The following is a 1,173-nucleotide window of genomic DNA, read 5'->3' as shown; positions in this document are numbered from 1 at the left end:
GCCCGGCCGGCCGCTGTGAGCGCGTCATCGTCGAGGGTGTCCAGGAACACGCGCAGCTGCGCGGCTTGAGCTCGCAACGCTGCCGCAGACTTGCCGCTCACCGGCCACACGATCGGCACCACACCAGACACCACACCGGGCATCTCGTCAGACACCACACCAGACACCACACCAGACACCACACCGGGCACCACACCAGACGCCACACCGGGCATCACATTGGCCATCTCGTCAGACACCGCACCGGGCATCTCGTCAGACACTGAATCGGGCATCGCATTGGGCATCGCATTGGGCATCGCGCTGCGCACCGGAGAAGAGCCCGGAGCGGCGTGCGACCGTGGGGCCTTTCCAAGAACCTGGGGCGGCTCCTCAAGGATGAGGTGGGCGTTGGTGCCGCTGATGCCGAAGGCGGAGATGGCGGCGCGGTGGGGGCGGTTGGTGGTGGGCCAGGGTTCTGGTTCGGTGAGGAGTTTGATGTGGCCGGTGGTCCAGTCGACGTGTGGTGTCGGCTCGTCCACGTGCAGGGTTTTGGGTAGCAGGCCGTGGCGCATGGCCATGACCATTTTGATCACGCCGCCGGCTCCTGCGGCGGCTTGGGTGTGGCCGAGGTTGGATTTGATCGATCCGAGCCACAGTGGCTGGTTTGGGGTTCGTTCTTGTCCGTAGGTGGCCAGCAGGGCTTGGGCTTCGATGGGGTCGCCGAGGGTGGTGCCGGTGCCGTGGGCTTCGACGGCGTCGATGTCGGTTGGTGAGAGTTGGGCTGTTGTGAGTGCGTGGCGGATCACGCGCTCTTGGGCTGGGCCGTTGGGGGCGGTGAGGCCGTTGCTGGCGCCGTCTTGGTTGATGGCTGAGCCGCGGATGATAGCCAGGATGGGGTGCCCGTTTGCTTGAGCGTCGGATTGGCGTTCGAGGAGGAGGAGTGCGGCGCCTTCGCTCCAGGCGGTGCCGTTGGCGGCGGCGGCGAAGGGTTTGCAGCGGCCGTCGGGGGCGAGGCCGCGTTGGCGGGCGAATTCGATGAAGGTATGGGGGGTGGCCATGATGGTGGCGCCGCCGGCGAGGGCGAGGTCGCATTCGTGGGTGTGGAGGGCTTGGGTGGCGAGGTGGAGGGCGACGAGGGAGGAGGAGCAGGCGGTGTCGATGGTGATGGCGGGGCCTTGGAGGCCGAGGGTG

At 67.3% G+C, this 1,173-nt stretch carries 1 protein-coding gene; it reads right to left on the bottom strand.

Features of this window, described 5'->3' with window-relative positions; translation table 11 throughout:
- Positions 1 to 1,173 (bottom strand): polyketide synthase (locus tag AB0C16_RS40040; protein WP_357691373.1); only part of this gene is annotated, 1,173 nt, incomplete at both ends.

This window comes from Nonomuraea sp. NPDC048916 (genome assembly GCF_040649575.1).
Lineage (GTDB): Bacteria > Actinomycetota > Actinomycetes > Streptosporangiales > Streptosporangiaceae > Nonomuraea.
Note: the sequence above shows the minus strand (reverse complement) of the source record. Positions and strands in the feature narration are given on the sequence as shown.